We start from the raw sequence: 25,772 nt of genomic DNA, 5'->3' as shown, positions 1-25,772 counted from the left end.
TTTTATCATAAGCAACATCTCTAAGCGTGATTAACTTTAAGGAAACTTACGATGCAATATAAAACATTAATCAGACTTCTTCCTTCACTCATTAGCACCTCTTTAATCAGTGCCTGTGGTGGCGGTGGAGCCGGTGCACCCTCTCCAGAGCCAATCATTGGCAGCACTAAACTTAACAATGAAACTTTATTAGCACCTGCCTCAAGCATTAAAGCCGAAGGGATTGGCATCAATAAGCAACGTTTAAGCACCGAAACCACTTATAACCTGATGACAGGTTTAAATGACCCGCAACAGGACAACATTAAAGTAATAGGTGCACATATTGATCCACAAATTGATGGTCTTACATTGAAATATGTGGCTGATAAATCAGAGAAAAGCTGTCTTATCACCAATGATGATGGTTCGCTCACACAAACGACATTAACTGCTAATGACAGCTGTGTGCTTAATATTGAAACCATCTACACCGGCTCGCAAACACTTCTTGATCAAGAGCTTAACTTAATTATCGAGGTTGAAAATATTGAAAACAAAGTGCTGCATTACCAAGGCAATTTTATTAAACAGGAAGATATCGCAACAGCACAATCATTAGCTAAAGCAAGTGTTACACCGATTACCATTCATAGTGACGGTCAAATTGATGTTGTTTTTAAAAATATTTCAGATAACGCGATAAATCGTGTGGTATTAAATATCGCTGAAGATGATGATAGCAAATGGTTTATTGATCTGTTAGATGAGGCTACAAAAAAACAACTGAATGCAAATAATCAAATCGTCGATGATGAGAAAAATATTTTGCCTGGTGAAACTGGCATTATCACTTTGCAACTTGACCCAATAAAATTAAAAACTGCCCTTGAAGATGAAACTCATCAAGCACAACTTGTAGATAATATTAACAATGGCCATCTTCTTAACATTGATGCCAGTAATATTGCTAAAACTAATATTGTACTAGCCTATGATAAGCGTGTACTTGTCAGTGATCGCTCTAATATCCATTTCACACAACCAAATAGTAATACAGTCACGCTAAAAAATACCTCTAATAACCCAATTAAAATTAATCACATAAACATCACTGATGATATTTCAGATGTTAATCTTATGGCAAACGTCAAAGATATTGCCCCACTATCTGATGCCATGATTATGCTTAATGCACAAGCATCGGCAAAAGGTCAAGGTGAATTAATCATTGAGTATGAACACGATCATGGCATAACTGAGACAATGACTATTCCAGTAAGCGTTGCCAATACCAACATTAAATTATCTGAAATTAACGATAACAATCCTTTTGAGATAAAAGATCAAAGCCTTGAGGTATCAACACAGATCACCAATAACGGTAACTTTAATTGGTATCCAGCAACAGCATCAACACAAGGAGCCTATCAAGTGCAACGAGTTGGTGACGAGAATATTGATCGCTCTTTATCTAATGCAACCAATTGTCTTACCTTAAGCGAAACCGGATTAGCACCTCAGCAAAGCTGTGAGATGCCAATAATGACTATTAATCCAGATACACAAGCAGGCACCTATGAATTTACTCTATATGCTAAGGCTGAAGGTGGTACTGTTTACACCAATCTTGATAATAATCAACGTGCTGTATTTTCAGTCATTGAAAGAGAAAAAGGACAAGTACAGTTTCAAGCAGTTGATGGCAAAGTATTAACCGAGCTTCAGTTAAATAACATTGACAATAAAGCAACGATTGTTGTTAAAAACATCGGCAAAGGCGATCTTAACAACTTAAGCTTTAGCAGTGATCAAGCTGATGTGCTGCATATTGATAATCAAGCTTGTCAAGAAACATTAACGGCAGATCAATCATGTCAAATCATTGTTAACACTGATTATGATGCTAATGATCCTCTTTATGCCAAAATTAAAATATCTGCTCATAATATGAGTGAAGAAAGCACTGAATTTCCTGTCACAATAACAAAAGCAAAAGCTTACTTTATCTTTACAACCACACAAAACTATAGTGGTAATTTAGGTGGCATTGAAGGTGCTAATAACAAGTGTCAACTTGAAGCAAACGCCCTTGGACTTGATGGGGAATACAAGGCTATGCTGCCAGATACTTCGCGCAGTGTTAAAGATAATATTAATTATGATCAAACAGCATACTATCTAAATTTAAATAATGAAGTCGTAGCTCCTCCTAACACACTCTTCTTGGGTGGTTTAAAGAATCCTATTGCAAAAAACACTGAAAGTTATGTTTGGAGTGGATTTGTGGTATATGACGATGTTTATGGCTTAAGTAGCAATTGTAATAACTGGACAAATGATGGCACTTCAAATAGCCCACAATATTTTGCCAATGTTGCCAACCCTCTAGCAACTGACAACTCATGGGCTGCTAAGTTTGATAGCGAGAAACACAGCTTACAACTAGCTAGTTGTAACACGCCATACAAACTCTATTGTGTACAAAAATCTTAATTATCAATAATCCAAAATCACAAGGAACATCCATTATGAGTATTAAAAATTTAACTAAAAAGATTGGCTACTTTGCTTTACTTAACCTAAGTTTGATTGGCAGCAGCTTTGCCAACTCTAGCGTGTCTATTTATGTTGACCCTGCAGTAACAGATCTTGATGCAACGCAAACACAATTTATCATTGCTAGCGCCTACCCTGAAGTAACACCACCCACACTAATTGTTGGTACTGATAGGGTTACGATTGATACTGGATCTAATATTGCATTAGAAAATAGTGATATTGCTAATTGGCTTAAGAACATCCGCGGCGCATGCGATACTGATGATACTAATTGCAAAGCAATTGGTAGCAGAATAAGCGATAATACAGCAGGTCTTGGCTTATACGGTGATCTTATTTTCACTTCCAAAGATCACCAACATCACTATATTTGCAAAAACGTTGTATTAGGTGCTGTTAAACTTAGCTATTTTACAGCGACTTGGTCACTTGGCGCTAAGTCAAGCCTACCAAGAAAATATAATGAAACAAGCAAGGACTGGGAAATCACGCTAAACTGTGAGAGTGCAAAACAAGAAAATACATATATTACTCTTCAAGCAAATGGAGGTAGTTCATTTACAGTATTTAAAATGGATAAATAGATACCTACGGGCTGAACCCATAATACTTGAGCGGCAAAGCCGCTGCACAACTTGGTTATGCGGTTAACGCTTCACATTGTGAAGCGGCCAAAATTAAATAATGTCCCCTTATTGTAATGTGGCTTTTTTGATCTAGACTAAAAATATAGTCATATTAAGGAAAAGTTACTGAGGTATATGATATGCTAAAAATGAATCGATATATTTATCTTCTTACAATTACCCTAAGCCTAGGTTTGTATCAATCAACCTTTTCATCTATACGATCTTTTGAAAATGTTAGAATACTTGTTTTTTCGGGAAGTGGTGTCAAAAATATTGCGTATGCTGGTGCACTAAAGGCATTTGAAGAAAATGGTGGTAACTTGGAGTCAATAAAAATTATTTCAGGATCCTCTACAGGATCTATTGTCGGGATGCTTATTGCCTTAGGATACAGTACAGCTCAAATAACTGCTATATTAGGCGCTCTTAACTACTCAACCTTATTGGATAAATCTGATTTTGTTTCAACAACATTAAGTACCAATATTCAAGAAACAACTCATACATCTAAATATACCCAATCATCTATCGATGAAAGTATTGCAAATCATCTGAGCAATATACAAAGTTATAACTCTAATACACAACAATCAGCTGCATTGAATGGGTTATATAGTGGTAAAACACTATATGAACTCTTTAAAACTCTGGTAAGTAATGCACCGATTTTCAAGGATGCTGATATTGAGGATAAAAGTATGCTTACACTCCAAGATATTTATAACTATAGTAGTGGTGTTCATGTATATTTTGCCGCAACAAATTTAGGTACTGGACAAGTCATTATGCTAAGTTCAGCCGATACAAACACGCAGAACATTGCTGTTGCTGATGCAATCAGAACCTCAAGTAGCCTACTATTCTTTTTCTTCCCTGTAAATTATCAGTTATCATCATCTGGAGAGTGGTCAACACAATACAGTACTGCAATGTCCTATATTAACTCTGAAGACACACAAAATAGCTACTTAACCTATCTAGATAGTATCAGGTCAAAATCTTATGCTTTTGTGGATGGAGGAATACTTCAAAACTATCCAATAGCAGAAATCATCAAATCATATCCACAGTCTCCAAACTCAGGTGAACTTCTGGGGTTTACATTTAGCTCAACAAATATCGCAGATAACACAAACAGCACAAATCCAACACAACAAAGCCTTTCCAGATCGCCTAATAGTACTCTAACATTTTTAAATCAAGTGTTCACCACTCTATCAAATGGGCAATATAGCCAAATGATGGATGATCCTAGTATTACTGCTAACACGATTTTCATAGATTCTAATAATATCTCAAGTATGGATTTCTCTCTAACCGAAAGTGAAATGCAAACGTTATACCAAAGTGGGTACCTTGCAGCAGGTGGAAACAATGCGAATACCCTTACGCCTAATTTTAATTGGACAGCAACATCAAATCCACTATATGGCACACCACTTTATAATCAATTTTCTCCTTACTCAAATGCTAAACAAACTTTATCTCCATCTATAAGGCTAGGAAACTCAATTGATAAATTTAAAGATTTTATTAAAAAGCACCTACCTTCAATTACCACACCGACACAAAAAATGGCAACCCCTAACATGGGCAATATGGACAGTTGGGTGGCAGCAAAATCACAAGAAATCTCAAATAAAAATAATACAAGCTCAGTAGCGTCTAGTGCTCCAGGAAGCGCTGAATCATCACTTTGTCAAACCAGTTTTGCCAACCAGCTTAAACAGAAGTTTAGTTCATACATATCAGACAGTATGGCCAGCTGTTTTTCACAAAAGCAGTGTAATGTATATATATATGCTAACTGTCTAGCCCAAAATGGGGGAATTCCTGATGGAGTGACAAAATGCAATATCACGGGTAATAATGCTTGTTTGAACGCTGTAAACTCATGCTCTGGAACAAGTAATTTCATATTAGCAATTACAGGAATAAAACAGGCCAACGCAATGCAACAAAAAGCCTCAAGTAGTTGTGCTTGCGAATATCCTAGCCAACAGCTTTATTGTGATGATAATTTTAATAATTGCGGATGCAGCATTCAAGCAGATACAAATACTATACCTTGGTTTGATGGTCGTCCAACTCTATCATGGAGTAATATCCATAATATTCAGTGTACAAATGGAGAGTGTGCTGGAAATTATGCAATAAATAACAGTGGAGAAGTTGCCATTTTTTCAAACAGGAATAATAGTAGTTTTATTGGGGAAGATTTTCCGTATGCTACAGTAAATAATCAGGCTATCTCTATTTCTAGTATGGGAGGTTTCAAAACTCCATCTGAAGGGCACTTCTATTTTTGTGGCACATTAACTATTGATAATTTTAGTTTTAATGTCTGTATGTTACAAAAAGGGGCTAATATTGGGAATCCTTGGTATATGTCAGCAGATCCTAACTCTTCAACTTATAATGCACTTGCTGTTGCAGCATGTTTTAGTGGGCACTACATGCAATCAACAACAAATTTCTCAGGAGGGCAATTCGTCTATAACGGCACTTTTGCAACCGGCCTCGCAAGTTGTGGTTGTATTACACAAGGTACAGGATGTAATCTATCTAGTGATAAGTCTTTTTGCCAAGGATCAGATGAAGCCACTTGTCAACAAGCATTAAATGACACAAAGAAATTATTAATGTCTAGCGGTCAGTCTGCGATTGCCAGTATGTATGCAAAAGATATTGTTAATTCTGTAATTAACCAAGTAAATAATGAAATGTCTCAAGATGAGCTTGAAGATGATTTTGAGGATGATGGAGGAGATGAATAATAAATTACTTAAACTCCCTCCTTATTTTATCAGTCGATGCACCAAGTTTCTCTGGCGTATTGAGTGTATCTAAATCATGACTTCCATTAATCTTCATAGGATTCCCGGGCACAATATAATCGCCAGCATTAATAAGCATATTACGTGCTTTAATCTGTGGCAGCTCACAGGCTTGTTTGATGTTATTAACAATACCATTTGGAATACCGGCATCGGTTAAGATCTTTTGCCATTCTGCCGTTGTCTTTTGCCTAAAAAGTGGTTGTACAACAGCTTGTAAATCAGTGCGATTTTTAATGCGATCAGGTCCTGTTTTAAACTTAGGATCATCGTGCCAGTTCATTTTATCTAGTGCTTGACAAAAATTGAGCCACAGCTTTTCGCCCAAAACAGCCACAATAACCGCGCCATCTTTTGTGCGTAATGCACCAAAAGGTGCAGCAGCTGGATCAATATTGCCACTACAATGCTCAATTTCATTGAGTTTAGTATAAGCAACCACTTCAGCTGGCATCATTGCAAACAAACCATCTAGCATCGAAACATCAACATAGGCGCCCTTGCCACTTCGCAATCGCCCACAATAGGCAGTCATTGTTGCCATATAGCCCCACATACCAGCACTGACATCGCCTACAGGAAAACCAATGCGCCCAGTATCTTTATCTAAATCACCATTGATTGACATCATGCCTGAATAGCCTTGTCCCACCAAATCAAAGCCTGGTGCATGCGCCATTGGTCCTGTTGTACCAAAACCTGAGATTGAGGTGTAGACAATCGCGGGATTAATTTTTTTAACCTCTTCATAACCAAGGCCCAGTTTTTCCATAACGCCAGGTCTGAAGTTCTCCACAAGAATATCTGCCTTTTGAATGATTTTTTTAATCAATGCGATATGTTCTGAATTTTTCAAATCTAGCGCACAACTTTCTTTATTGGCATTGGCTGATGCCCAAAATACTGAAGTTCCTTCTTTGGTAAAGGGAGCCGCTGAGCGCAACATATCACCATCTCCTGGTCGTTCAATTTTAATAACTCGTGCGCCATTGTAAGCCAAGAGCATTGTGCAATAAGGTCCAGCTAACGCTTGAGTAAAATCCAATACTAATACATCATCTAAAACACGTGACATTTTTCTCTCCTTGAATCTTTCGATTTTTCATTTTTACTTCTTATGATGAATCTTAGCAATAAGTGCTTCGACACGTTTAGTAAATTGTGGACTATTTAAAATCTTATGTCTCGACTCCTCAATAGCGACGCCTTCATCATAATTAATCGTAACATCATTAGCCAAAACATTAAGCTGAAATTTACTGTTAGCAACACCTTCAGCACAACAACTAATAATTGCCTGACAGACCTCATCAACACGTGCTGAAAGTGATGCACTATCACTAAAAATGGTGTTAAAAATTCCTGTATGATAGGCATCCATAGCATCGATACTACTAGCGGTAAAAAATAGCTCTTTGGCTTTATGAATACTCATGACTGACAACCAATTTTGGTAATTACGCAATGAGAAAGGCACTCCCATTTTATTAGCGGTAATAATCACCTTGCTGTCATTGGTGGCATAAACCATGTCACAAACCATCAGCATATGTAAAGCACCAGCATAAACAGCGCCTTCGACTTGGGCAATAATAGGTAAAGGTGATGCCGTCATTGCGTCAAACATTTCAAACATCGGATCATTGGTAATCTCATCGACTGATGTCAGTTCATTTAAATCATGCCCTGCTGAAAATATGCCATGCGAAATATTGGCTTTAAGCACAATCACACGCTGTTTCTTGCGTTTTGCCTCATGAATAAATTGTGTGACGGCTTTTGACATCTCACTATCAAAAGCATTGCGTTTATCACCATTATTGATCGTAATTATTGTGATTTTGTCATCGTGTTGACAGAGTATCTTATCCATTGAAATATCTCCTTATAGTTTTACAATTCAAACGCATCGCGCCAGTGTCCCTAAGTATAGCGCAAGATTTTTAGAATAGACATTTGTTCAGTTGGTTTTTCAAATTTCACCCTCTTTTATCCAATATGCATAAATTACGCACACCGCTGTTTTTAATCTGTAGTTACAGCTATGTGATTGTTTTGCGATCATTTTCTCTGTCTGTGCAATTATTAAGGAGAACAGCATGAAATTATCTAAACTTTATTTTCTCACATTGACGGCTTTGATCATAAGTGCTTGCGGTGGTGGCTTTGATGGTGCAAGCAATGAAACATTACCAACACCAACGTCTGAGTCAGACCACCAAACCTTACCATCCTCTGAAAACACAACGATAGAAAACACGGAAACTACTGGACCTGAAGCACCTGAAGAGCTTGAAACCGAGGTTGAACCAACACCAATACCATCAATTAATATCGTGCAATTTATAGCAAATGGTATTCCTGAAACAGCTGATGGTACGGTTAACTTCATTAAACCAAATCAAGAAGTTATCAGCTATAGTTTATCGGAAATGCGTAGCCAATCAGGTGTTATGTTAGCAAGCAATGACTATTCTGTTGAGTCCACTATTTTGTATGAAGGGATCAATTATGTACTAACAACGGTGAGCATTTCAATACACAGTGGCATGACTAGCCCAGTTTCGCTTAATTACAGTGCGCTTGCCGCAGAAGCTGGCGTTATTCATATCACATTAAACAATCTTCCTAGCGGCAGCACTGAACGTTTGGTGAGTGTCTATGATAATGAATCAAATCCTGTCAACTCACAAATGTCCAATAACTTCAATGTTACCTTGAGTCTTAACCCTGGCACTTATACGATTAGCTATCAAGGCTATCTTGATAATGCAAATAATCGCTACTATAGCGCAAATAACACCAACAATATAACCGTTACTGCTGCAAGCACACAAGATCTTGCGATTAGCTATTCAGTGGATAATGTTTTTTACGAGGTTGGCGCCTATTATCCTGCTTGGGGCACCTATGGACGCGATCACCAAATACACCACTTAGATGCAAAAGATCTTGATGTACTTTATTATGCTTTTTTGAACTTTGACGCTAATGGTATTGTCACACTTGGTGATGGTTATGCCGATACGGAGAAACGCTTCACAACAGACGTTACCACTGCGCATGGCGTCTATCAAGCAGGCACATGGTATGGCGAGGGTTCTAACAAACCTTTTTATGGTAACCTAGAGCGTATTCAACAGTTAAAGATACTGGCAAAGAACGAGTATAACAATGATTTGATTGCTGTTTTCTCTATTGGGGGCTGGACATGGTCTGGCAATTTCCCAAGTGTTGCTGCTGATCCACAAAAACGTCTAGCCTTTGCTAATAGTGCCACGGCATTGGTTGAGGAATATAATATGGATGGGCTTGATCTTGATTGGGAGTTTCCTGTATGGGGTGTGCAAAATGAGCATATCAATGCCGCTAATACGGCTATTGCTGCCCAAGGAGCCGAGATTACTAATGAACAAAAGCAAGCGATTCTTGATCAATACTTACAATATAGCGATGCTGCTAACTATGTTGAGCTTATTAAAGTTGTTCGTCAAAAGCTTGATAACTTAAGTAATACCACTGGCAAAACCTATCATTTAAGTATCGCCATTAATCAAGCACCTGAAAATATCACTCTTAATCACTATAGTGAGATGCTACCGTATCTTGATTCGATCAACATCATGTCCTATGATGCCGCAGGAACATGGGATGGTAACACAGGGCATCAATCACCCTTATCTGCCACAGAAGGTACTGATGCACCAAACTATATGACAACCAAAGGACAATGGAATCTCATCAGCAGTGTTGCCGCACTTAATGCCGAAGGTGTCACCAATCAAAAAATCATTGCCGGAATTCCGCTATATGGTCGCCAATGGGTAGAAGTAGATGTTGGATTAGCGAATATTCCAGGGGTTTATCAATCAGGTGTTACAGGACCTGGAGAGTGGGAGGATGGCAGTCTAGGGTATAACTGCCTCATGGGGGGTAGCTTCTCAAATGTTAAAGATAATGAAGTATGCGCAAGCTTTGCTAACACTGCATCTGATTACACCTATATTCTTGTACGCGATAACAACAATGTATTAAGAAGTGTTGGCAACTTTGGTGAGGTGAGCATTAATGGTTATACCATCTCAGGTGTTACCTACCCATTTGATCGAATTGTTGAAAGCTATTATTACAACCCGTTGTCACGGATGTTTATTACTTATGATTCAGCAACAATGGTGAAAATCAAAGCACATTGGCTAAAACAGCAAGGGTTAAAAGGGGCAATGTTTTGGGATACTTCAGGTGATGCACCCAACCCTGAAACCAACCCTAATCCATCACTCATTGATGCGCTAGCTAATACATTTAACTAATACGATGCAGTGTTACATACCATCCGAGCCTGTCATTGATATGCTCGGAGTATCTTGAACTGGCTGAACAAGTGACTGTTTGTAAGTTTTATTTGAGTTTGATACATAATCAGTCCCTGCATAAGCCGCTGCTAAGTTGCCTGCTAAGAAAATACCGATAAACATGACTGCAATCGCTTTAAAAAATTTGTTCTTTTTCATCTTAAGTGCTCCTTTAATTATTTAATTACTGTTCATTTTTCTAGGGTGAGTGTTATAACACTTATCCATCATCGATAATCAAAATTAATAAAAGCTTAAGGTGTCACAGCAAATAAAAATAGTTTTAAAAAATCAAATTTAATAGCTAAATTTCAATAATAACTTCTGTTGAAGCAGCGCGAAACTTTTTTGGTAAATCCATGGCACTATAACCAAATGCACACATTACACCTGAGAAATCAAAATCATCAAAATTGATTTGTTTATATTCATCGAGGACTTTCTTGACATTTTCAGCTTCAAAACCTTCAATCGGGCAACTACTAATGCCTAAAGATTGTGCGGCATTGAGTAGGTTCGTTAATGCAATATAACACTGCCTTTTTGCCCAAGCGTCCGTATCTTCAACACTGAGATAATTTTGTACTAAACCTAGATAAGTATCCTGCATTTCTTGTGGTAAATTTCGTCGTGAAACCTTTTGACGAACATAATCACTCTTACCTCGGAAATTATGCGCTTTGCGACTTAAGATGATAACAACAAAGCTTGAATCTGTAATTTGACTTTGACTCCAGCATGCCGGTTTTAATTTCTCACGCAATTTATCATCTTGTATCACCACAAACTGCCACGGCTCCAAGCCAAACGATGACGGTGATAGGCGTCCTGCTTCTAAAATAAATGCTTTATCTTTGGCAGAAATTTTGCGTGTTGAGTCAAATTTCTTGCAAGCAAAACGCTGTTCTAATAGTTCAATATAATTCATTATGATCCTCTTTATAATGCTTTGCTATGTACTTTTTCTTGTTTAACATAATCGACTAAGCGTCCCATGGCATCTTTTAAAACACTAACTTCATCGGCACAGCTAAGGCGTAGATAACCTGGTGCGCCAAAGGCTGACCCTGGCATAACAGCCAAATGCTTAGTTTCTAATAAATGCAAACAAAAACTTACATCATCTTTAAAGCCTAATGCTTCAATAATTGGCTGCACATAAGGAAATAAATAAAAGGTTGTTTCAGGTAATAGACAATCAATCTCTGGCACACTTTGTAATGCCTCATAACAAAAATTGACACGTTCTTGATAGGTGTTTAGCTGTTCAAACAGCGCTGATCTTGGTAAGTTGAGCGCTTCTATCGCGGCATATTGTGAGATAGAACACGCGCATGACATCGATTGTGACTGATAACGCCTGAGCATATTGATCATATCCTCGGGTGCGATGATATAGCCAATGCGCCATCCTGCCATCGCATAACTTTTGGATACGCCATTAACAATGGCATAACGCGATTTTAACTCAGGCGCCACTTCAATCAATGTCAGTGGACGATCTCCCCAGTAGAGCATATCGTAAATATCATCACTAATAATCCAAACATCAGGATAATCTTTTAATACACGAGCGATCATATTCAATGTTTCTTTATGATATATCGCACCGGTTGGGTTATGTGGAATATTAAGCACTAATGCCTTTGTTTTGGTACTAAGCTTTGCTCTTAAGTCATGCTCCGTTGGCTGGAAATCATTGTGATGCGTTGTCTCAACGACTACCGGTTTACCATGCGCAAGCTTAATCATATCAGGGTAAGATGTCCAAAAAGGCGAGAAGAACAGTACTTCATCACCAGAGTTCAAAATACAATTAAAAATATTATATAAACTATGCTTAGCACCAGTGGTAACGCAGACTTCATTATGTTGAAAATTAAGCTGATAATCGCGGCTGTAACGTTTAATAATTGCCTCTTTTAATTCGACAACACCATCTACTGGTGTATATTGTGTGCGATTTTCATCAATCGCTTTTTTAGCCGCCTCTTTAACCTCATTCGGTGAATGAAAACCCGGTTCGCCAACAGCCAAAGAAATCACATCTTGATGCCCTGCTTTAATAAGACTTGCTGCACGCGCTGCCATTTCAGCGGCTTTTGAACCTTCGACATTCAGTACGCGCTGACTAAAGCGTTTTGCTTGATCTAACATTTAGCTTTCACTCCTTAAAATTCTTGACTCAACTTATTGATTATATTGATGATAAGCATCTATTGTTTTATCACAAACTATTATAAATTGCTCATATTTCTCTAGCACAATGGCATCAATCGTATAATTATTATGTTGCAATGCCTTTTCAAGATTTGCCAATTTATTTTTAAGCACGGGCACGCCACAGTAACTAGCCCCGCCGTGAAGCTTATGCACTAAATCTCTTAAGCGTTTACCTTCGCTATTTTCATAAGCAGTTACAATTTCTTCAACGGCATCACTTAAAGAGTTCATAAATGCCGCCAACATCTCTTTAGCAAAAGCAATATTGCCGCCTGCTAATCCTGAAGCAAGCTCAATATCAATATATTTTTTGCTCTCCTTTGTATCACTACGTTGAATTACCTCATTCGTTATTTGTTGATCTTGATTCATTTGATCATGTTGGTCATTTACAGCATTTCCAACGTGCATTGTGGTATCACGGTTACCTAAGTAATGCATCAATAGTTCAGATAATGCATTATCATCAATCGGCTTAATTTGTATGGCATCAAAGCCCTCTTTTAACAGGCTCTCACCTTGTCCTTCAACGACATCTGCTGTCACTGCAATGATAGGTACATCACGATAGCGCGCATCTTGACGCAAGGCATGGCATAGCTCAACACCATCCATCTCAGGCATATGTACATCAGTTAAGACCATCCTGAAATTTTGCTTTTCTATTAATGACAAGGCCTCTTTTGCACTAAAGGCATTAACTGGAGCGTAACCTTTTGTTTTCAATAAAATATGCAAAAGCTTTAAATTAATAGGATTATCATCAACGATAAGTATCGATTTTTCTGCTTGCATATTAGGTATGTCATCTACCGTGTCAGTCTCTTTTGTTTCACTCAATTCAAGAGAGCTCTCTAAAAAAGAGACCAGTTTATTCGGCTTATATGGGTAATTTAAACAATTCTTAAGACCTAGCTTATGTGTATAATCAAACAGTTCATTTAATGGCATATTAGCAATAAGAAAGATATCTGCTTGAGTAAATGATTGTAGATCCATAATTAATGACTGTTTTAATTTCTGCATTTCAGGCAGTGTGTTATAAATCAACACAATATCAACTGTATCTTGCTCAACCACAGCATCAATCAATGTGGCTTCACTATCACAATAAATATATTCAATACCAAATAGTGCAATATGTGCAAGAAACATCTCTCCAGCATATTGACTCTGGCTATAAACAATAAGCTTCTTAACACTTATCGACTTTATTTCTTCAACGGTTGAAGCAGAGACTCTATCAAAGAACACATTGAAATTAAAACATGCCCCTTGATCTAACTTACTTTCAACATGGATCTCTCCACCCATTTTTTCAATAAGTGTTTTACTAATAGTCAGTCCCAATCCAGTGCCTCCATATTTGCGACTGGTTGATAAATCCGCTTGGGTAAATGCATGAAAAAGTTTATTAATTTGCGCTTGAGATAAGCCAATACCTGTGTCTTTAACTTTAATACATATTTCAACTTGGTGTTGATGTGTTGCTTTTAAATCAACATTGACACAGACACTCCCTTGCTCGGTAAACTTCAATGCATTGCTCACAAGATTCGTTAAAATTTGGCAAAATCTTAGCGCATCACCCATAACCATTTGTGGCAAATGTGGGTCTAGTAATACACCAAAGTCAATCTGCTGCTCAATGACTTTGGGCTTGAATAACATCATGCAATTGGTGATTTCTTCACGCAAATTAAACGGCTGATGTTCAAGAATTAAGTTGCCCGATTCGATTTTTGAGAAATCCAAAATATCATTGATAATGCTCAATAGATTATTAGAAGATAATATAATTGTTTCTAAATACTCACGTTGCAAAGAACTCAGATTGCTTTTTGCTAATAAATCTAAAAAGCCTAACACCCCATTCATGGGTGTGCGGATCTCATGACTCATATTTGCCAAGAATTTACTTTTTATCTCGCTGGCTTCAATTGCTTCTTTGCGCGCTTGATCTAATTGAACATTTTGGCGTTCAATCGTTTTCAACGTATGTCTTAACTCTCTTGTTGCTTGTTTGATATTGCGCTGCATTTCCTGATGGGCATTATTAAGCGATAGCGCCATACTATTGACACCTTCTTCAAGGTTCTTAAGCTCGCCAGGTGGATTGCCATCAAGCTTAGTATCTAACGCACCTTCTTTAATACGCTTCACTGCATTAATAATATCAAAAAGCGGATTGATCAAATCTCCACTTAAACGTAGTCCAAATAAGATACTTACCGTTAACCCAATCAACACAATAAGCAATGTTGTAATAATTGCCTGATATTGATTCATAATCGTGTTTTCGCGACTAAGCGTAATCACGACCCAACCAATACGTTGGTCTTTCTCCGTATAAAGCTTACCAACACTTTTTTCTTTTGGGTTAACTGTGCGTGAAATAACTGGTGCTAAAAACTGAATATTTTTATGCCCTTCTTGCATAAAGATTTTTTTACTCATCAAGTCTGAATTTTCTTTGAAAAAATGAGGGTTTACTTGTGGAATTCTACCCGTGAATGTTAATAAATCACCATCACTGTCATAAATCGCAGCCATGCGCACATCTGGATAGCTTAAAATATTATCCGTGACATTTTGTAAGATAATCTTGCTGTCAAAGTACAGACCATATTCAGAGGCGGCAACAAGTTCAGTAGTAACTGCCTCACCACGAATATATAGATTACGATCCAAATCAGAAAAGCGCATACTGATAAAATAAAAACCAAGCAAGGCTGACACCGTCAGTGTTGGTAATAAGGTTAATAAAATCATCCGACCGCGGATGCCAACATTTTTAAGCATAAGATGTGCTTTTGATTTAGCGCGTTTAATGATGAATTATATCACCCATAAATCATTTTGCAGTGGGAAACTGCCATCTATCCTTAAAGAGTTTACGAAACCAAGAAAATCGTTGCCCATAAGGCGGATAAAGCCAAAGGGCACTATTGAGTCTACTGCGCTGACAAATTGATTTGGCATTAGAGAATGTTTTAAACCCTTCAAAACCGTGATAGCGCCCCATACCTGAACTACCAACGCCACCAAAAGGTAGATCATGCTGCGCGATATGGTTTAACACATCATTGATACACATCCCGCCACTAATAATATTCCTATTAATATACTCTTGTTCAGCACGGTCATAACTCAAAAGGTAAGCAGCCAATGGACGAGGTTTTTGGTTAATATAACTTATCACCTCTTCAATCGATTGATAGCTTAACACAGGTAACAATGGACCAAAGATCTCATCTTGCATCACTTGTAAATCCTTCTTTGGATTTAATAGCAGTGTAATTGGCATTTTTCGACTTTGGTCATTCGTTACTTTAAATACATCTAATGTAACAAACTTAACACCTTGACCTTTTGCCTCCTCAATATATTCTTGCAAGCGATTAAACTGTGCCTCATTAATCACGCTACTATAATCATCATTAGTCATGTATTGCGGATACATTTCTTTAAACGCTACGTCCATTTCAGCTACAAATGCCTCAAGTTTTTGCGCATGAACAAATACATAATCCGGTGCAATACAGGTTTGTCCGGCATTTAAGCCTTTGGCAAAAGTAATCATTTTAGCCGCTTTTTTTAAAGGAAAGTTTTGACTGATAACTAACGGCGATTTGCCGCCTAATTCAAGCGTCACAGGTGTTAAATTTTTAGCGGCAGCCTCCATTACCTTTCTGCCAATAGCCGTTGATCCAGTAAAAAACAAATGATCAAAAGGTAACTCGCTAAAACTCTGTGCCACTTTAGCATCACCCGTGACAACCGCCACTTCATCAATATTAAAAGCGAGTTTGCAAATTTCCATCATCACGCGATTGGTTTTAGGTGTATGTTCTGAGAGTTTAATGCACACTCGATTTCCCGCAGCCAATGCATAGATAAGCGGCGACAAACTCAACAAAATAGGATAGTTCCATGGCACCATAATGCCAACAACACCTACGGGCTGATAATAAATATAGTTTTTAGCAGGCTTAAAAATCACACTGGTATGACGTTTCTCTTTAGCTATCCAACTGCGCAAAGATTTAAGGACATACTTAATGGTACTGGTAACTTGAAAAATCTCACTCAACCAAGTCTCATTGACACTACGATGACCAAAGTCATCATTTACTGCATCAATCAATGCCTCTTCATGCTTTAATAATGCTGAATATAAACGCTTAAGCTTCTCTTTACGTAATGCATAATCAGGATATTGATCAAGTGAAAAAGCTTTTTGCTGTAGTGAAAGCAGTTTTAATAAATGTGTTTTATCGATATTTTCCATTGATCTAGCTATCCCTTTGCTTTAAGTAATAAGTATAAATAAATTGCATCAGCTCATACCTCTCCCCTTGCGGGAGAGGTCGTGCAGCTAGGCTAGCTGCACGGGTGAGGGGTAATTGATTAATCTACTTATTGTTAACGACTCTTATTCGCCAAACGATCTCTTTCGCGCTTTTGCTGTTTCTGCGCTTTACGGATTAAGCCGACTTGTTTTGCCTCTTCACCGATATGCAACTCGCCTCGTTCACGTGCTAACTGGCTTTGTTTTTCACGCTCTAAGAAACGCTTTCTTTGTTCAGAGGTATGATTGCCCTTACAATGATGACAAGATACTCCTTGCTCATACTCAGGTTTAAGCTTATCTTCTTCAGTAATTGGACGACGGCAAGCATAACATTGATCATATTGACCTTTGGCTAAATCATGCGTCACAGCAACACGTGAATCAAAGACAAAGCACTCACCTTGCCATAGACTTTTTTCTTCAGGTACTTCTTCAAGATATTTTAAAATACCACCTTCTAAATGATAGACCTCATCAAAGCCCTGTTCTTTCAAAAAGGCAGTTGATTTTTCACAACGAATGCCACCGGTGCAAAACATTGCGACTTTTTTGTGTTTTGTCTTATCTAAATGCTTTTCAACATATTCGGGAAACTCACGAAACGTCTCCGTATGCGGGTTAACCGCATTTTTAAACGTACCAATGTCAATCTCATAATCATTGCGTGTATCAATTAATAAAACGTCAGGATCAGAAATTAAGGCATTCCAATCTTGTGGTTTAACGTAAGTGCCACATACTTTAAGAGGATCTAATCCTTCGACACCTAAGGTCACAATTTCTTTTTTCAACTTTACCTTAGTGCGATTAAAAGGAATATGCTCATCAAATGATTCTTTATGTACCAAATCATCCAAACGTGAATCAGATTTTAAAAACTTAAGCACCGCTTCAATACCTGCTGCGGTTCCCGCAATCGTACCATTGATACCCTCTTTAGCTAACAATAGCGTACCACGCACCATATTATCTTCCATTGTTTTTAACAATGGTGCTCTTAATGCTTCATAATCGTCCAGTGTGACAAACTTATACAGTGCTGAAACCACGTACTTTGACATGCTATACCCTTTATACCTTATTTATTTCTACTATCTATCATTTGTATTATTCGATTTTAAACACACAACCGCAATCAAAATATGATGTATGATGGGTGCCAAGTGAGCGCATTATACACCATTTCACCTAAACGCCAAATATAGCTATTCCATTTATGCTTTAGGTATTTAGTTTCTAAATATACTTGAGTGGTTTTGCATGATGGTATTGCAGTTAATAGCCTATTCTATTAGCAAAATACCATCATGTAAAAATACCAAGTAGATAACGAAAATCGTACGGAAAGTATAGATGGGATAGCTATAATTGCTTTTATCTGACATTAAAAACCATTTCAATAAGGCTCAATAGTGGTGAATTTTGCGCATAAACATAATAACTTTGTATATTAGGCATGTTCTCAGAAATCTGGTCATTTATATTCAAAAGCATCTCTTTTTCCTGGGCAGCCAACAGTGGTGTTGGCAAGAAGCCATAACCAATTCCTTGGGTAATTGCATGCAATATTGTCGTATAAGAGGAAAAATAAAGTGCACTTTTAATCTGTAACGTATCTTTTAATTGAGTTAACAAAATATATTTTAGTGTTTTCAAGCCTTGCTCAATATGATCAAACCCTTTTGCTAAATCACGTGAAATATAAGCATCAAGAACGATATCAGTATATAGTCTAACGTCAAAGCCATGCTCTTTAAACATATTTTTTTCGCCTTCATTAAGTACAACTAAGGCAACATCTACCTCATATTTCAATAACAGTTCAATATGTTTTGTTTTATTTTCAACAACAAGATCATAATCAAATGATTGATCAAGCTTCATAACTTGGTTGATTTTACAAAATAGACTCTGCTCAAATATTTGTGATAAGGCAATTTTAAGCGTTGGATTTTTATGCTTTAAAAAAGGCAACTCCAACTGATTAATACGATCAAACTCAAGTAGCATGGCCTTAATCATCGTATAAAAAGCATGCCCTTTGTTGTTAGCTGTTAATTTATTATTGGTTCGTTCAAACAATTGAAATCCCAGAATATCTTCTAAGTTTTGTAGCTGTTTGGTCAAAGCTGGCGGTGTTAAAAACATTAATTCTGCACTTTGGCGTAAGCTTTTTAACTCATAGACGGATATAAAAACACGCAATTGTTGCAAGGTATAGTTCATTTAGCTTCTCACTCGATACCGTTTAAAATAAGTTAACATCATATTAAATATCATTCAATTTTAATTAACATTAAATTTTGTATACTGCTAACAAGTTCAAAAACCGAAGGTAATTATCATGAATCAACTAAAACTACTGATTTATTTACTTGCTTTATTGTCTATCTTAACCGTAAACATCTACATTCCAGCGATGCCGACATTACAACACACTTTCGCTACTACCAAGGCACATATTAGTCTTACCGTTAGTTTTTATATGCTTGGCTTAGCGATAGGTATCCCTTTATATGGAGCGATCGCCGATCATATCAAAACTTCTAAAGTGCTTATTTTTGGACTGACACTTTATATTATTGCGAATTTAATTGCGATATTTTCACCAAACATATCCACCTTCATCTTTGCACGTTTTATTGAAGGTTTAAGTGCTGCCAGTGCGCTTTGTTTATGGCAAGTTTTAAGCTTTACCTACTTTGAAGACAAAGCAAAGCACATGATTAACTCAGGCTTTATTATCATTGGTTCAATGCCCGCATTGGCCCCCATGTTTGGTGGATTTATTCTATCATTTAGCCACTGGCAAGCGCTTTTTGTTACCCTAACTATTCTGGCAATTATCCTCATTGGACTGACATTAAGTCTACCTGCGCCAAAAACCGCATCGCAAACTAAAAAGCCACAACACAAGCTAGAGCAAACACACATTGTATTATCCATTTTAAAACAATATAAACACCTGGTTGTTGATGCACAGTTTATGGTACTTGCCTTTGCCAGTGCTACGATCTACATGTCGGTATATGTCTACTTATCACAGGTTCCTTTTTTGCTGACAAAGCTTCATTTTGCGACAAAGAGTTTTAGCCTGTTCTTTATACCAATTTCAGTGGCGTTTATTTTGGGGGGCACCTTCTCTAAATTTTTACTGAAAAAAGGCACGTCATTTAAACAGATGTTTATGTTGCCTGTAAGCATCGCCGTTATTGTTTTTAGCTTAGTTGTTATTGCTGAGATAGCTAGTATTACTCTATCGGCATGGTTATTAGCCATTCCATTTTTTATCTTTACCATTGGCGCAGGTATTGGCATGCCAAATTTAGTAAGTCAAGCATTGTCACTTCATCCACATCGCCGCGGGACTGCGGCATCCGCTATTGGATTGGTGCAAAATCTATTTGCTTTTACCTTTAGCAGTCTTGGCGCTTATCTCACCCGCTTTGGTTATAATGGACTTATTATTTCTTACGCTATTTGGGTTGGATTACTACTTACCTTCTTTGGTGCTTATCTTGCTATATCTCAGCGCAAGAAACCATCCCTTGAGACTTGCCCTGCTACTTAATTTATTGACTTAAACAATTGACTCAACTAGTTGAATAATACCCTCTACTGAAATACCTACTTCTGACAATAATGCATTTTTATCACCATGATCCTGATAATGGTCAGGCAATCCGATGTTACGCACTTTGATTTTACTTAATAGGTCATTAGCAATTAGATATTCATTCACTGCAGATCCAGCGCCACCCATAATCACATTCTCTTCTAATGTAAGAATAATCTCATGCGAATTAACCAGCTCTTTAATTATCTGTGTATCTAATGGCTTGACAAAGCGCATGTCTATCACAGTAGCATTAAGTTGTTCAGCTGCTTTGATGGCTATTGGCAGTAAAGTGCCAAAGTTTAAAATCGCCACTTTTTGACCTTGGCGTGCGCATTTTGATTGTCCCATTTTCAGGTCAAAACTTTCTGTAATCTCGGCACCTGTGCCCGTACCACGCGGGTAACGCACCATCGCCGGACCTTGGTGTTTAAAGCCTAAGCTTAACATGTGATAACACTCGTTTTCATCACTTGGCGTCATGACAACGGTATTAGGAATACAACGCATAAAGCTTAAATCAAAAATTCCCGCATGTGTCGCGCCATCAGCTCCCACAATGCCAGCACGATCCACAGCATAGAGAATATCTAAATTCTGTAAACTCACATCATGAATCACTTGATCATAAGCGCGTTGTAAAAAGGTTGAATAAATAGCAACAACCGGTTTATAACCCTCACAAGCAAGACCCGCGGCAAACGTCACCGCATGTTGCTCAGCAATCGCAACATCATAGTAGCGTTTAGGGTATTCTTTTGAAAAGCGAATCAAATCTGATCCTTCACGCATCGCAGGCGTGATACCAACAAGCTTGTCATCTTTTGCTGCCATATCACATAGCCACTGCCCAAAGATATTTGAGTAGCTTAATTTGACTTGTGATACACCTTTAGTCGCTAAATTTGAATTAAACTGTGGATTAACATGATGAAACTTAATCGGATCTTCCTCTGCCTTTTCATAGCCTTTACCCTTTTTGGTTAAGATATGCAAAAGCTTAGGACCGTCATGATATTTAATTGTTTTTAATGCTTCAACCAAAGCTTCAATGTCATGTCCATCAATTGGACCCACATAGTAAAAATTAAGTGCCTCGAATAAATTAGCCGGTACAAACATCCCCTTGGCTTGGGTTTCCAAGCGTTTTGCCAGCTCAAAGGCGCCTGGGAGTTTTTTAAGAAATTTTTTACCAGTTTCACGAATATTGTTATAGGTTGATCCCGATAGAATTTTAGTCAAATGACTCGTAAGCGCACCAACATTCTCAGAGATAGACATCTCATTGTCATTTAGCACCACCAAAATATCTGAATGCATACCACCGGCATGATTTAACGCTTCAAATGCCATACCTGCGGTTAAGGCCCCATCACCAATAATGGCAACAGATTTAGCATTTGATTCTTTGAGTTTATCCGCTTCTGCCATGCCTAAAGCAGCCCCTATTGATGTACTGGAATGCCCTACACCAAAGCTATCATAAACACTTTCACTGCGCTTAGGAAAGCCTGAAATGCCACCAGGCTTTTTAATAGTAATTAGCTCATCAGCACGCCCTGTTAGGATCTTGTGCACATAGGTTTGATGCCCCACATCCCACACCAAGTGATCATTGGGTGTATCATAGACATAATGTAAAGCAATGGTTAGCTCCAAAGCGCCTAAGCTACTAGCAAAATGCCCACCTGAGACATCTAACGTCTCAACAAGGAAGGTGCGTATTTCAGTCGCTAAATGTGTTAATTGAGAAACGGCAAGTTTGCGCAAATCACAAGGCGAGTTAATCTTTGCTAACAAGGGGTAATTTGCACGATTTGTTTTTGACATAACAACAAGCAATTTGTCTATTTTAGTTCTGTGGCATAGTATCCTTTACTATGCTGGCTTTCTCAAGTAAAACCCTTAATATTCTTTGCTTTTAATGTTATTAACTCAATAGTCAATCGTGCCTTAAGCAAAATTCAATAGGTCATGAGAGTTAAGGCTAACGCTTGTAATCACTCACATTATTTACCGTTCCCTGAGCGAAGTCGAAGGGAATGTAAAAAAAGTAAAGATGGAAATTGGCTTCAACAAACGCTTAAGCCAACGTTTACACTTGCTATTTGCTTTAAAGCGCTCTAATATCAGCGCCTGTTAGGTGCTCATCGTTCTTTATACATGAGTTAAAAGGGAAATTGGTGTAAATCCAATACTGTACCCGCAACGGTAAACCACACTTTTAAAGATAGCTTAAAAAGCGTTTGCAATCATTCACTGGGCAACTGGGAAGAAGCATTTGGGATAAGTCCGGAAACCTGCCTAATAACACAACGTTTACGGGGATATAAACAACAAAGAGGGCTCCATGCAACCATACCGTTTTCGCACTTTAAGTGCCATCATACTATTGTCCATCGTTGGGCAAACAAGCTTTGCTGATCAACAGAATAACGACAGTGATAATAATGTAAAAAATGCAAAAAATGTCAAAGCCACTAGTGATGATAAACAGCTATCAGCGACTGAATACACCTTACCAACGATTGTTATAAATTATGCGAATCATTTAAATAATGATGAAAACAAAACACAAAGCAACAATAGCGATGCCTCTAGCTCACCGATTAGCGTCTCCTTAATGCCTAATTATGCCAATCAAAGCATTGACCGCACCATTGAGCAAAATGCTTGGGTTAACAGCAATAATAGTAGTGCAGCAAACCCCAGTTTTTATTTAAAGGGGCAACGTGCGAGCGTTTTATTAAATGGTATTCCACTGAATCAATTTAACTCACAAGCGCAAAATATCTCTTTGATCCCACAAGATAGCATTGAAAGTATCGCCATTGATCCTACAGCCAGTAGTGTACTTTATGGCGGCATGGGCTTAGGTGGCACGATTAATATTAAACAGAAATTTATAGCTGAAGATAAATACATGATTGGATTATCTGGCGGCTATCCATTTGGTGCTGGCGTTAATGTCTTTATTAATCAGCTATTGGATAATGAGAAAACATGGAGTTTACAGTTTGCTAATACTAGTCAAAGCATTGATGGCTATCGCAATTATTCACGCAACAATAGCAATAATGCCTATATTGCCCTAATGCATCAAACTAACACACAAAAGTTTTCACTGAACTTCAGTGATAGTTATCAATATTTGCACTTCCCAGGAGCACTAAATCAACAACAAAGCGATGATAATCCATGGCAAGCGAGTAGTGGCAAAGAAAAATATATTAATCACACCATTAACACGCAGCTTAATTTTGAACAAACACTTGATAAACAATGGCAATTTAACCTCAAATCGCAATATCAACAGCAATGGGCTAATGCTATTTTTGCAGAATCAAACTACTCCTCTAAACAAGGCAGTAGCTTATTTTATTTACGCCCAAGCATTGTATTTGACAATGATTTTGTGAAAAATACATTTGGTAGCGAGTTTAATTATCAAACCTTCAGACAAAGCAGCACAATAAATAATGCGACACAAACCAGCATTGCATTATTTAACCAAAGTGACTTTACCCTAAACAAAAACTGGCAAAGTGGTATTGGTGGGCGTTTTGAGCATAGCTATACTACAGGTAATTTTATCTCGAGTAATAGCTCAGGCTCACAAGTGATTAATATTGGTGCTGGTGATATTTATTTGCAATACAACTGGAATAAGACGTTTAATACACGCGCTTCAGCTTCATATGCTTATCAGCTGCCTTTTATTGATCAATCTAATTTAACCCCTGGGACAACAACAAGCTTTGGCTTAAATCCGCAAACGGCATGGATTTATCAGCTTGATAACACCTATAAAAACGATAAGTTGACTGTTAAGAATAGCAGTTACTGGATGCTGATTAATAACCAGATTGATTATGATCCAAGTTACCCAGTCCCAGATTCACAATTCCCAGGTGCCAATATTAATTTACCACCGACACAAACCATTGGTAATTTATTCGCTCTTGATTACGCATGGCTGCCGAGTTTAAGTCTTGGCGGCAGTTTTGCCTTTAATCTAAATACTTTTAGATCCGGTTTTTTTAAAAATAGCAATAAAATTAACGTTGATATTAGTAACAATCAAGTACCTGGTCAACCTCCCTTTGCTGCTGAGGTCCATAGCCATTGGCAATTTAATGACAAACTCTCTTTCTGGCTACAAGAGCAATATTATAGTGCAAGCTACGCCTATGGTGATTATACCAATAGCCTTGCTAAACAACGTGGTTATTTCCTTACCAACCTTGGCGCTAAGTATCAGATCGATCATTGGCAGTTTAATTTCAATATTTATAACCTGTTTAATCAGTTCTATTACAGTTATGTTTCAACCTATAATTTAAAAGACCTAAGCTACTACCCTGCCGATGGCATTGTCGCAATGCTTAATATTCAATATCAGTTTTAATCGCTTGTTATGAAACATGCAACCCTGCTTTCTCTTGCTTTGCACTCAAGTGTTATCTTAGTTATTGCTCTTTTATGTGTGGTTGCTGAATATATAAGTAATACCTCAAATAAACATATTGCTATTGCTCTAACTAAAGAAAGCATCCCTGCACATATTGTTTATCTTAGCCAGACCAACGTAAGTACTAACACCCCAAATAGTGCAACAAATATTTCACCAGCAGCCTCTCAGATGAATATGTTAGAACAAATGTCAACAACAGCTGATACGCCGCTGACAACACACAACTCAAAACTCAAAATTTACAACAATCCACCAAAAAAAATACAACCTCGACATCGCGAGAAAAAGAAGATTGAAGCAAATAAATCATCGACTCAATTGAATAAGAAAGATCATCATGTCACTAAATTGAGTACATCTTTAGCCACCTCTGCCTTTAGTAGTGCTGAAGAAATAAATAATATCATGTCAGAATTACAAAGTGCTCTAACTAACTATCTTGCCAAACAACCCCCACCTTATAAATCTTTCAATGTTATGATTAGGCTAACAATTAATAATCAAGGTATCATAGAGAAAATAAGCTTCTCGCCCTTACCACCTCAAGTGCTACAAGATCTTCTGAGTCAGTTTTTGCAGTCACAAAATTATACGCATAAACTTTTATTGCCACATAGTATTGATATCAATATTCCTTTGGAATTAATCGCTTCATCTTCCAATTAAATATCAATCGTTCCCTGAGAAAATAAGAGCTCTTTTCAAATTATTGACCGCTCCCTGAGCCTGTCGAAGGGAATCTA

Annotated in this window: 17 protein-coding genes and 1 riboswitch; of the genes, 7 read left to right on the top strand and 10 right to left on the bottom strand. The window is 37.5% G+C overall.

What is annotated here, in order from left to right; genetic code table 11:
* Positions 1-51: 51 nt before the first annotated feature.
* The 3 genes from IE867_RS07735 to IE867_RS07725 all read left to right on the top strand — a co-directional run bounded on the left by IE867_RS07735 (position 52) and on the right by IE867_RS07725 (position 5,947).
* Positions 52-2,475, top strand: a complete 2,424-nt coding sequence (locus IE867_RS07735) for a DUF1554 domain-containing protein (protein WP_192484153.1) — start codon at positions 52-54, stop codon at positions 2,473-2,475.
* A 35-nt stretch (positions 2,476-2,510) separates the two neighbouring features.
* Positions 2,511-3,125, top strand: coding sequence for a hypothetical protein (locus IE867_RS07730; RefSeq protein ID WP_192484152.1), 615 nt, complete (start codon positions 2,511-2,513; stop codon positions 3,123-3,125).
* A 182-nt stretch (positions 3,126-3,307) separates the two neighbouring features.
* On the top strand, positions 3,308-5,947 hold the full coding sequence (locus IE867_RS07725; RefSeq protein WP_192484151.1) for a patatin-like phospholipase family protein: 2,640 nt from the start codon (positions 3,308-3,310) through the stop codon (positions 5,945-5,947).
* A gap of 4 nt (positions 5,948-5,951) precedes the next feature.
* On the opposite strand, the gene IE867_RS07720 is transcribed toward IE867_RS07725, so the two are convergent.
* A complete protein-coding gene (locus IE867_RS07720; RefSeq protein WP_192484150.1) occupies positions 5,952-7,082 on the bottom strand; it encodes a CaiB/BaiF CoA transferase family protein in 1,131 nt (376 codons plus the stop codon).
* Positions 7,083-7,115: 33 nt separating this feature from the next.
* Entirely contained in the window at positions 7,116-7,880 is a 765-nt protein-coding gene (locus IE867_RS07715; RefSeq protein WP_192484149.1) for an enoyl-CoA hydratase-related protein, read from the bottom strand.
* A 226-nt stretch (positions 7,881-8,106) separates the two neighbouring features.
* Between IE867_RS07715 and IE867_RS07710 the strand changes: the two genes are divergently transcribed.
* Positions 8,107-10,320: a glycoside hydrolase family 18 protein gene (locus IE867_RS07710; RefSeq protein ID WP_192484148.1), complete on the top strand. Its 2,214-nt coding sequence runs from the start codon at positions 8,107-8,109 to the stop codon at positions 10,318-10,320.
* A 12-nt stretch (positions 10,321-10,332) separates the two neighbouring features.
* Here IE867_RS07710 and IE867_RS07705 read toward each other — a convergent pair whose 3' ends face one another.
* The 7 genes from IE867_RS07705 to IE867_RS07675 all read right to left on the bottom strand — a co-directional run bounded on the left by IE867_RS07705 (position 10,333) and on the right by IE867_RS07675 (position 19,165).
* Positions 10,333-10,521 carry a hypothetical protein gene (locus tag IE867_RS07705; RefSeq protein ID WP_192484147.1) on the bottom strand — a complete coding sequence of 63 codons (189 nt, stop codon included), beginning with the start codon at positions 10,519-10,521 and terminating at the stop codon, positions 10,333-10,335.
* A 145-nt stretch (positions 10,522-10,666) separates the two neighbouring features.
* The gene (locus IE867_RS07700; protein WP_192484146.1) at positions 10,667-11,290 is read right to left on the bottom strand and encodes an NAD(P)H-dependent oxidoreductase; all 624 of its coding nucleotides are present in this window, start codon (positions 11,288-11,290) and stop codon (positions 10,667-10,669) included.
* Positions 11,291-11,301: 11 nt separating this feature from the next.
* Positions 11,302-12,519 (bottom strand): pyridoxal phosphate-dependent aminotransferase, encoded by a 1,218-nt coding sequence (locus IE867_RS07695; protein ID WP_192484145.1) that lies wholly within the window; start codon positions 12,517-12,519, stop codon positions 11,302-11,304.
* Between the two features lie 33 nt (positions 12,520-12,552).
* Positions 12,553-15,387: an ATP-binding protein gene (locus tag IE867_RS07690; protein WP_192484144.1), complete on the bottom strand. Its 2,835-nt coding sequence runs from the start codon at positions 15,385-15,387 to the stop codon at positions 12,553-12,555.
* 52 nt (positions 15,388-15,439) lie between these two features.
* Positions 15,440-16,876: a coniferyl aldehyde dehydrogenase gene (locus tag IE867_RS07685; RefSeq protein ID WP_192484143.1), complete on the bottom strand. Its 1,437-nt coding sequence runs from the start codon at positions 16,874-16,876 to the stop codon at positions 15,440-15,442.
* A gap of 134 nt (positions 16,877-17,010) precedes the next feature.
* On the bottom strand, positions 17,011-18,000 hold the full coding sequence (gene trhO / locus IE867_RS07680; RefSeq protein WP_192484142.1) for an oxygen-dependent tRNA uridine(34) hydroxylase TrhO: 990 nt from the start codon (positions 17,998-18,000) through the stop codon (positions 17,011-17,013).
* A gap of 313 nt (positions 18,001-18,313) precedes the next feature.
* Positions 18,314-19,165 carry a LysR family transcriptional regulator gene (locus IE867_RS07675; protein WP_192484141.1) on the bottom strand — a complete coding sequence of 284 codons (852 nt, stop codon included), beginning with the start codon at positions 19,163-19,165 and terminating at the stop codon, positions 18,314-18,316.
* A gap of 118 nt (positions 19,166-19,283) precedes the next feature.
* On the opposite strand from IE867_RS07675, the gene IE867_RS07670 reads away from it, so the two are divergent.
* Entirely contained in the window at positions 19,284-20,510 is a 1,227-nt protein-coding gene (locus IE867_RS07670) for an MFS transporter (protein WP_225629991.1), read from the top strand.
* A gap of 9 nt (positions 20,511-20,519) precedes the next feature.
* On the opposite strand, the gene dxs is transcribed toward IE867_RS07670, so the two are convergent.
* Complete coding sequence (dxs, locus tag IE867_RS07665) at positions 20,520-22,385, bottom strand: 1-deoxy-D-xylulose-5-phosphate synthase (RefSeq protein ID WP_192484140.1); 1,866 nt, start codon at positions 22,383-22,385, stop codon at positions 20,520-20,522.
* A gap of 294 nt (positions 22,386-22,679) precedes the next feature.
* Positions 22,680-22,877, top strand: a riboswitch (cobalamin riboswitch).
* 28 nt (positions 22,878-22,905) lie between these two features.
* Here dxs and IE867_RS07660 point away from each other — a divergent pair.
* Positions 22,906-24,963 (top strand): TonB-dependent receptor, encoded by a 2,058-nt coding sequence (locus tag IE867_RS07660; RefSeq protein ID WP_192484139.1) that lies wholly within the window; start codon positions 22,906-22,908, stop codon positions 24,961-24,963.
* 9 nt (positions 24,964-24,972) lie between these two features.
* Positions 24,973-25,695, top strand: a complete 723-nt coding sequence (locus IE867_RS07655; RefSeq protein WP_192484138.1) for a hypothetical protein — start codon at positions 24,973-24,975, stop codon at positions 25,693-25,695.
* Positions 25,696-25,772 lie beyond the last annotated feature (77 nt).

The sequence above is a fragment of the Cysteiniphilum marinum genome (genome assembly GCF_014857925.1).
Lineage (GTDB): Bacteria > Pseudomonadota > Gammaproteobacteria > Francisellales > Francisellaceae > Caedibacter > Caedibacter marinus.
The sequence above is the reverse complement of the archived record's forward strand: the minus strand, read 5'-3'. Positions and strand labels throughout refer to the sequence as shown.

Coding starts and splice junctions, on each gene's coding strand:
- IE867_RS07695 (WP_192484145.1), bottom strand. CDS start 12,519: ATGTTAGATCAAGCAAAACGCTTTAGTCAGCGCGTACTGAATGTCGAA.
- IE867_RS07685 (WP_192484143.1), bottom strand. CDS start 16,876: ATGGAAAATATCGATAAAACACATTTATTAAAACTGCTTTCACTACAG.
- IE867_RS07675 (WP_192484141.1), bottom strand. CDS start 19,165: ATGAACTATACCTTGCAACAATTGCGTGTTTTTATATCCGTCTATGAG.
- trhO (WP_192484142.1), bottom strand. CDS start 18,000: ATGTCAAAGTACGTGGTTTCAGCACTGTATAAGTTTGTCACACTGGAC.
- dxs (WP_192484140.1), bottom strand. CDS start 22,385: ATGTCAAAAACAAATCGTGCAAATTACCCCTTGTTAGCAAAGATTAAC.
- IE867_RS07655 (WP_192484138.1), top strand. CDS start 24,973: ATGAAACATGCAACCCTGCTTTCTCTTGCTTTGCACTCAAGTGTTATC.
- IE867_RS07670 (WP_225629991.1), top strand. CDS start 19,284: ATGAATCAACTAAAACTACTGATTTATTTACTTGCTTTATTGTCTATC.
- IE867_RS07720 (WP_192484150.1), bottom strand. CDS start 7,082: ATGTCACGTGTTTTAGATGATGTATTAGTATTGGATTTTACTCAAGCG.
- IE867_RS07690 (WP_192484144.1), bottom strand. CDS start 15,387: ATGCTTAAAAATGTTGGCATCCGCGGTCGGATGATTTTATTAACCTTA.
- IE867_RS07700 (WP_192484146.1), bottom strand. CDS start 11,290: ATGAATTATATTGAACTATTAGAACAGCGTTTTGCTTGCAAGAAATTT.
- IE867_RS07735 (WP_192484153.1), top strand. CDS start 52: ATGCAATATAAAACATTAATCAGACTTCTTCCTTCACTCATTAGCACC.
- IE867_RS07730 (WP_192484152.1), top strand. CDS start 2,511: ATGAGTATTAAAAATTTAACTAAAAAGATTGGCTACTTTGCTTTACTT.
- IE867_RS07715 (WP_192484149.1), bottom strand. CDS start 7,880: ATGGATAAGATACTCTGTCAACACGATGACAAAATCACAATAATTACG.
- IE867_RS07660 (WP_192484139.1), top strand. CDS start 22,906: ATGCAACCATACCGTTTTCGCACTTTAAGTGCCATCATACTATTGTCC.
- IE867_RS07710 (WP_192484148.1), top strand. CDS start 8,107: ATGAAATTATCTAAACTTTATTTTCTCACATTGACGGCTTTGATCATA.
- IE867_RS07725 (WP_192484151.1), top strand. CDS start 3,308: ATGCTAAAAATGAATCGATATATTTATCTTCTTACAATTACCCTAAGC.
- IE867_RS07705 (WP_192484147.1), bottom strand. CDS start 10,521: ATGAAAAAGAACAAATTTTTTAAAGCGATTGCAGTCATGTTTATCGGT.